The organism is Staphylococcus simulans (assembly GCF_003043455.1).
Classification (GTDB): Bacteria; Bacillota; Bacilli; order Staphylococcales; family Staphylococcaceae; genus Staphylococcus; species Staphylococcus simulans_A.
In genome coordinates this window covers 1-6815 of record NZ_PZGG01000083.1, presented here as the reverse complement: position 1 = coordinate 6815, position 6815 = coordinate 1, and the positions used below count along the sequence as shown (strand labels likewise).

Genomic DNA, 6815 nt, shown 5'->3' with positions numbered 1-6815 from the left:
CCTAGAATTTAACGAATCTAGGATAAATAGGATATTCATTTTTTCGTATTTTTTGTATGAAACGCTTAAATATCTAATTTAAAACCAACATAAAAAACGCTAGCTTTTTCGCTAACGTTTTAAAAAGAATATCAAAATTTATAATCAAATTTCTTCGTCGATTTCATCAATCATTTTAAGATATGAAAGGTCAAGATTAATCTTGACCTTTCATATATCTCCATAATGCATGAGTTGTTAAAACTAGTCCCATAGAAAAAAAGAAAACAATAATAATATTTAATACTATACTTAAGAAATTATAGGTCGGTAAGTATATAAATAAAAGGAACATCGGGATAGTAAACAATAAATCCCACCATCCTAAAGATAATAAAGATTTTTTTAGATTTTCCATAAGATCACCTATTTTTTATGAGAGTACTTTACATGCTGCAGCTTTCCCGCCGAATTTTTCAACAGCTGTTTGGAAAATGTATCTACAAGCAGCTCCTCCAGCGAATCCAGTAGCAGTACCAAATGGTCCGCTAACCATAGCACCAGCTCCTAATGACACCCCAATGCAAGCTGAATAACTAGAGAAAATACATGCCCACTTAAGTGCAGCTTTATTTATAGCATATGTTGTAACACCATTATCTACTGCTGTACTTTGCAACAGAACCCATTTATCTATAGTTATAATTATTTAACATTTTCCTCAAGATAACTCCAAAGATAAATCCTATAATAGATAGAGGAATCCATCCCATTCCTATTGAGGATAAAGGTATATATTTCTCAAACACTGATGTTATACTCTCAAATAAATTTGTGTCAGAAATGAAAGGTGGACAATGTTTAATAGCATCTATGACTGCAGCTAAAAGAGTGAATAATATAGTAGAGTTATACACAATCTTAGAACAAAAGAATTTAAAGTTTATAATTTCTAATAAAATTAATACGATTGCTAAAGGATATAGTAATAGTAATATAGGAGTTGAAATTTTAATGATGTATGTTAAACCCACATTCGATATTAAGAAAGAAACAATACAAGATAAAGTAGTAAAGAAAATATAATTAAATTTAGGGAATAAGTTACTAAATGTTTCTGAAAAAGAAGCGTTTAGTCCAATAGCTGTTTTTAAGCAAGCTATAGTGATAATGACTGCTAGAAATATCATGCCATATTCCCCTATGTAGTATTTAATAATAAGAGTCAATGTGATTCCGCCATTTTCATGTGGTTCAAACTCTCCTAAGCTCATTGATCCGATAATAGCTAGTAAACTATATATTAATGCCATGAGTACCATACTAATAGCTCCAGATTTAATTGTTTCTCTAGTTATATTTAATGGTTCTGAGATCCCCATATCTTTTATGGTTTTTACAATAATCATCCCAAAAGCCAATGCTGCTAATGCATCTAAAGTATTATAGCCGTCTACAAAACCTTTAAAAAAAGGAGTTTGTTTATATTCATTAGAAATAGAGCCGCTAGTGATTGTACCCATAGGTTGTAAAAAGGACAAAGTTAATATAATACTTAAAAGAAATACAAAAATAGGATTAAGTATTTTCCCTATGTATTCCAATATTTTTGCAGTATTTCTTGAGAACACCCAAGTTAATATGAAAAATAATAAACTGAATATAAAAAGAAATGGCTTGTATAAGCTTTGACTAATAAAAGGAGATAACCCAACTTCAAATGATGTAGATGCCAACCTAGGTAAAGCATATATTGGGCCAATCACTAAGTATAATGTTATAGTAAAGATATATGCATAGTGTCTATTAACTTTCATTGATATTGCAAAAATATCCTTTTTTTGTGAAAAACCAGCTGCTATTACTCCTAAAAACGGTAATCCTATTGCAGTAACTAAAAAGCCTATATTAGCTAATATGACGTTTGGGCCGGAGGCTTGTCCTAAATGAATAGGAAAAATCAAATTTCCTGCTCCAAAAAATAATCCAAATAACATAGAGCCGATATACATATTTTCTTTCCACGTTAATTTATTGTGCATAAAAATCCCCTCCTTTATTATATCTTTGAAACCTATAATATATTAATAAGCATCAATGAGAAAGTTTATAATCCTAAGTCTTCTAAGATAATAAAGATTAGTTCTTTATAGAAATTATTATGAAATGATGTCATTATAGTTGAAGTTGTCAAGGAAGCTTTTGGGAGATTTCTTTTCTTGCCATTTTGTTACGGTATCACCTTCCAAATGGCATAAAAACTTATCATCTACTAATATATACTCTCCATCTTCTGATCCATGACCTAAAACTTCCACATTATGATTCTTGTTCTCAAAATATCTAATTAAGTAATTTTTCATATCTTCTAACGATTTAATATAATCTTCTAATTCATCATTATTAATAACATAGGAACCTACTTTACTTTGTCCAGAAATTATTCCTTCAATTTCATCTACTATATTTAACTCTTCCCAAGTTATTGATATATCCCCCTCTTCTGGAGAAAACATATATTTACTAAGTATGAACTTGCTGCCTTTCCAATTAATTTCTGAGTATGAAGGAATTTCCATGTATTCTAAAAAATAGTCTGTGATAACCCTTCCATCAATTTTTTCCTTATAAATTTTTATATTTTCTATAGAACTTATCCATGACTTAATATCATCTTCTGTCTTAAATAATCCCACCATTTTTCTAGTTGAAAATTGCTTGAATTCTAGTAAAAACATCTCGTATTCTCCTCTTAATATGTATAACTTATGGTATAAATATATCGATAGTGTTTTTAACGAAAGTATATCTCCCTATAGTTTAAGTGAAAAATTACTATTTATCCACTTCTTTTTTTGTGATAAATAGTAATTTTTACTTATCGATAGAAAAATGATAACTATTTTCAAAACTATATTTTTTATTACGTATAAATTTTCTGGTTCTGCTGCAAAGTTGATTTTATAGGAAACTTTAACAAAAATATTCTACTCAGACACTTAAGCATGCTTTTACGTCTGGTATAAATACATTATTTAGGTTAAATAATCACTTAGGAACTTCAAATGATTATTTAGGGAATTTTAAACTATAACTAGAAAAAATTTGTATAATAAAGTTAACGATAGCGAAAGGGGATGAAGTTTATGATGGTTGCTGAGATTATCGGCGGAATTATTAAACTTATTAAGACACTCGTTGACACTTTTGCTTAACTTAAAATTGAATTTCTAATACAAGAGGAGGAAATATTTTATGTCAGGTATTGTAGATGCTATCAGTCAAGCAGTTCAATCAGGTCTAGAGCAAGATTGGGTAACAATGGGAACTAATATCGCTAAAGCATTAGCACAAGGTATTGATGTTATTGCTGGTTTCTTTGGCTAATATAAATAATTAAAGTAGCCCCAACTTTTTAAAGAGTTGGGGCTACTTTGATTATTTATGATGAAAAATCAAAAAAGATGGTTAAGCAGTACTTTAACATGTTGGTAAAGTACTTGTAGCAAATATATTGTTGAAGATTGATAGATATACAGATAGGATTCCTCTCAATCAAAGAGTACACTAAAAAATCAACTTCGCTAGTTCGGTCTGTATACGATTAATCAGGCGTTCATCTAAAGTAGATGTTATAGTTAAAAATCTAAATATTTTTAATTGATGATAATATATTTATACTTTAATCATTTTATTTTTGCGTTAAGTAACCATCTTCCATATGAAAGATTTTGTCGCAAAATTTAGTTAACCGTTCATCGTGAGTAACAATAATACATATTTTTTGACGTTGTTTAGACTGTTCTTTTAGTATTTTCATAACTGCCATCGCATTTTCAGTATCGAGTGATGCGGTTGGCTCATCAGCTAAAATAATAGATGGCTGTGTATAAATTGCTTTAGCAATCGCAACACGTTGTTTCTGTCCTCCTGACACTTCAGAAGGTAATTTATTCTCGATTTCTTTCAAACCTAAATCGTCTAACAATTTATCATGTTCTTGAGTACTTAACACATCTTTTTTATAACTCTTTAATAAGTGAAATTGTTGTTTGATTGTTAAGAATGGAACTAAGTTAGTCGCTTGTAATATAAATCCAATTTCTTTCATTCTCATTCTGGATAATTTTTTCTGATTCATTTTTGAGATTTTCTTATCGTTAATATAAATTTCTCCAGATGTAGGTGTTTGTAAGGCACCAGCCATTGTTAGGAATGTACTTTTACCAGAACCAGAAGGACCAACAATAGCTATAAAATCGCCTTTTTCAAAAGATAATGATGTTGGTTTAACTGCTTTAATCATATGATTTCCATCTTGAAATTCTTTTGTCACTTTCTCGAATTTTAACATAATGAAACCTCCTTATCCGATTACCTTAAGTGGATCAATTTTTCTAATAGATAGTACTGAGAAAAGACTACCCACAAGTGAAATAAGTATCAGAACAATGCCGAAAATAATAAGTGTTATAACATCAAATTGAATCGGTACTGCTTTGGGTAAAATTAGACTTGTAAGCAGGGTCAACATTAATCCAATTAATGAGCCAATTAAAGATAATATAAAGGTTTGTGCTAACACCATCTTCATTAAGAATCCATCCGTAAATCCTTGCGCTTTTAATACACCGAATAAACTCTTTTTTTGTAGAGTAATAACATATAAGAATACTCCAATAACTGTAGCAGAAATAACAAACAAAAATGTAATCATGAAATTCATTGTTAAATTTTGAGATTTATAACCTGGTAGATTTTCTACAAATTCATCAATACCAATCACTTCTAAATCACTATTTATCTTTTTATCATTCCAATTATTATCTTTGACAACTACTGAATTGGTTTTGTCTGACGATAATGCTGGGTTAATTTTTTCCACCGTTTTATTATTAGTAAAAATAACAGGAGAAGCATTATATTTCGCACTTTCTGACACTCCAACGATATGTAATTTCTCGTCAGATTGAGATAAATTGATTATGTCATTAACTTTAAATCCTTTATCTTTCAATGATTGATCAATGACAACCTCATTATCTTTATTAAACGCTTTGCCTTCCTTGATCTTCGGAATCAAGAATGAATTTGATGTTACCCCAAAGAGTATCGCATTCTCTTTACTATTTCCCTTTGAAGCGATAATGCCCATTTGCTTTAAAGGAGCCTCTTTTTTAAATTTCCCTTTAACATCCGATGTTGTTATTACTGATTGTTGTACCGTTTGATTAGCATCTTTATTTAAGACAATTGCATCTGCTTGCCACTTCTTAATACCTTCTGTATTCATATTAATTAAACCATTCGCTAATCCAGATAATAAAAAAAGTAAGTAACTAATTAATACAAGAATGCCTATAATTAATCCAAATTTCAGCTTATTGTATTTAATTTCGTTCCATGCCAAAAACATTTAATCCTCTCCTTTAAACACGATATCAATAAGTATAACAATAAAAGCTTTTATATATATTAGAATCACGTTTTTGTATGATTATGGTACACCCTAATCATACAAATGAGGTTATTGAAATTACAATAACTAGAACGTATGATTAGGGTGTATATTAATTATGAGGTGGAAATCAATGATTGTTGGTTATGCGAGAGTATCATCTATAGACCAAAATTTAGAAAGACAGCTAGCTAATTTGAAAACATTTGGCGTAGAGAAAATATTTACAGAGAAACAATCGGGAAAGTCAGTAGAAAACAGACCTATATTTCAAGAAGCACTTAACTTTGTGAGAATGGGCGATAGATTTGTAGTAGAATCAATTGATCGCTTAGGTCGTAATTATGATGAAGTGATTAACACAGTTAATTATTTAAAAGATAAAGAAGTCCAATTGATGATTACTAGTTTACCTATGATGAATGAAGTCATTGGCAATCCTTTATTAAATAAATTTATGAAAGACTTAATCATCCAAATATTAGCAATGGTTTCAGAACAAGAACGAAATGAAAGTAAACGTAGACAAGCACAAGGTATTAAAGTTGCGAAAGAAAAAGGGGTATATAAAGGACGTCCTTTACTCTATGCACCGAATGCTAAAGATCCTCAAAAACGTGTTATTTATCATAGAGTTGTAGAAATGTTAGAAGAAGGCCAAGCAATTAGTAAAATTGCGAAAGAAGTAAATATAACAAGGCAGACAATTTACAGAATTAAAAAAGATAATGATTTGGTTTAATAAACCTTGTTTCAACGCAAATGAGATCATCTCATAGCATCCTAGAAATCACTATAATATTTTATTAATAAAATAAAAAGAGAGCAAACACGCTCTCTTTTTTACTTTACATAATAGGACTTTTAGCGGAAGTTAACTATTATCATATATTCGAAGATGATATAATATATAAGTCGCCTATCTCTCAGGCGTCAATTTAGACGCAGAGAGGAGGTGCATATCAGATGGTCGAAGCTCTTGTACACATCACGACCACAGTCATCAGTGGTTGTATTGTTGCGTTATTTACGCATTGGCTACGTACACGTAATAATAAGAAAAAATAGGCGATATTAGCCAACACCTAAAAATACCCTCACTACTCGCAATAGTGAGGGTATTGGTGCATATAATGTACGAAGCTCTTGTTAATTAAATTATAACACTAATTAGTAGAAGAATGCAAAATTAGTATCTATATGGTAAATAGAGTTTTTATTAATGCTCATTATATTTAAGCGAGTAATGTCTTTTAGTTAATATAAAAGTCAACAAGTCTATATAAGATTTGTCGACAATCTGGAATGCATTTACGGTCTACCTAAATAATACAATTACTTTTAACAATACCTTATAGATAATTTAGTTAACTAACAC

The 6815-nt window shown here is 29.7% G+C and carries 10 protein-coding genes; 4 read left to right on the top strand and 6 right to left on the bottom strand.

Annotation, left to right across the window (positions count from 1 at the left end):
* Positions 1-196: 196 nt before the first annotated feature.
* The 4 genes from BU038_RS12695 to BU038_RS11235 form a co-directional block, all read right to left on the bottom strand.
* A complete protein-coding gene (locus BU038_RS12695) occupies positions 197-397 on the bottom strand; it encodes a DUF6007 family protein (RefSeq protein ID WP_017176822.1) in 201 nt (66 codons plus the stop codon).
* A 15-nt stretch (positions 398-412) separates the two neighbouring features.
* Positions 413-535, bottom strand: coding sequence for a hypothetical protein (locus BU038_RS12760; RefSeq protein ID WP_259341276.1), 123 nt, complete (start codon positions 533-535; stop codon positions 413-415).
* Positions 536-668: 133 nt separating this feature from the next.
* Complete coding sequence (brnQ, locus tag BU038_RS11240; RefSeq protein WP_031919186.1) at positions 669-2021, bottom strand: branched-chain amino acid transport system II carrier protein; 1353 nt, start codon at positions 2019-2021, stop codon at positions 669-671.
* A 117-nt stretch (positions 2022-2138) separates the two neighbouring features.
* Positions 2139-2717, bottom strand: a complete 579-nt coding sequence (locus BU038_RS11235; protein ID WP_023016135.1) for a hypothetical protein — start codon at positions 2715-2717, stop codon at positions 2139-2141.
* A gap of 399 nt (positions 2718-3116) precedes the next feature.
* Here BU038_RS11235 and BU038_RS12845 point away from each other — a divergent pair, with 399 nt between their 5' ends.
* Positions 3117-3194 carry an alpha family phenol-soluble modulin gene (locus tag BU038_RS12845; protein WP_220453656.1) on the top strand — a complete coding sequence of 26 codons (78 nt, stop codon included), beginning with the start codon at positions 3117-3119 and terminating at the stop codon, positions 3192-3194.
* A gap of 40 nt (positions 3195-3234) precedes the next feature.
* The gene (locus BU038_RS11230) at positions 3235-3366 is read left to right on the top strand and encodes a beta-class phenol-soluble modulin (protein WP_023016136.1); all 132 of its coding nucleotides are present in this window, start codon (positions 3235-3237) and stop codon (positions 3364-3366) included.
* A 304-nt stretch (positions 3367-3670) separates the two neighbouring features.
* Here the strand turns inward: BU038_RS11230 and BU038_RS11225 are convergent, their stop codons facing one another.
* A complete protein-coding gene (locus BU038_RS11225; RefSeq protein WP_023016137.1) occupies positions 3671-4333 on the bottom strand; it encodes an ABC transporter ATP-binding protein in 663 nt (220 codons plus the stop codon).
* Positions 4334-4345: 12 nt separating this feature from the next.
* A complete protein-coding gene (locus BU038_RS11220) occupies positions 4346-5395 on the bottom strand; it encodes an ABC transporter permease (RefSeq protein WP_031919184.1) in 1050 nt (349 codons plus the stop codon).
* 175 nt (positions 5396-5570) lie between these two features.
* Here BU038_RS11220 and BU038_RS11215 point away from each other — a divergent pair, with 175 nt between their 5' ends.
* On the top strand, positions 5571-6179 hold the full coding sequence (locus BU038_RS11215; protein ID WP_105980571.1) for a recombinase family protein: 609 nt from the start codon (positions 5571-5573) through the stop codon (positions 6177-6179).
* Positions 6180-6403: 224 nt separating this feature from the next.
* Positions 6404-6505 carry a type I toxin-antitoxin system Fst family toxin gene (locus tag BU038_RS11210; RefSeq protein ID WP_000228874.1) on the top strand — a complete coding sequence of 34 codons (102 nt, stop codon included), beginning with the start codon at positions 6404-6406 and terminating at the stop codon, positions 6503-6505.
* The last annotated feature ends 310 nt before the right edge of the window (positions 6506-6815 follow it).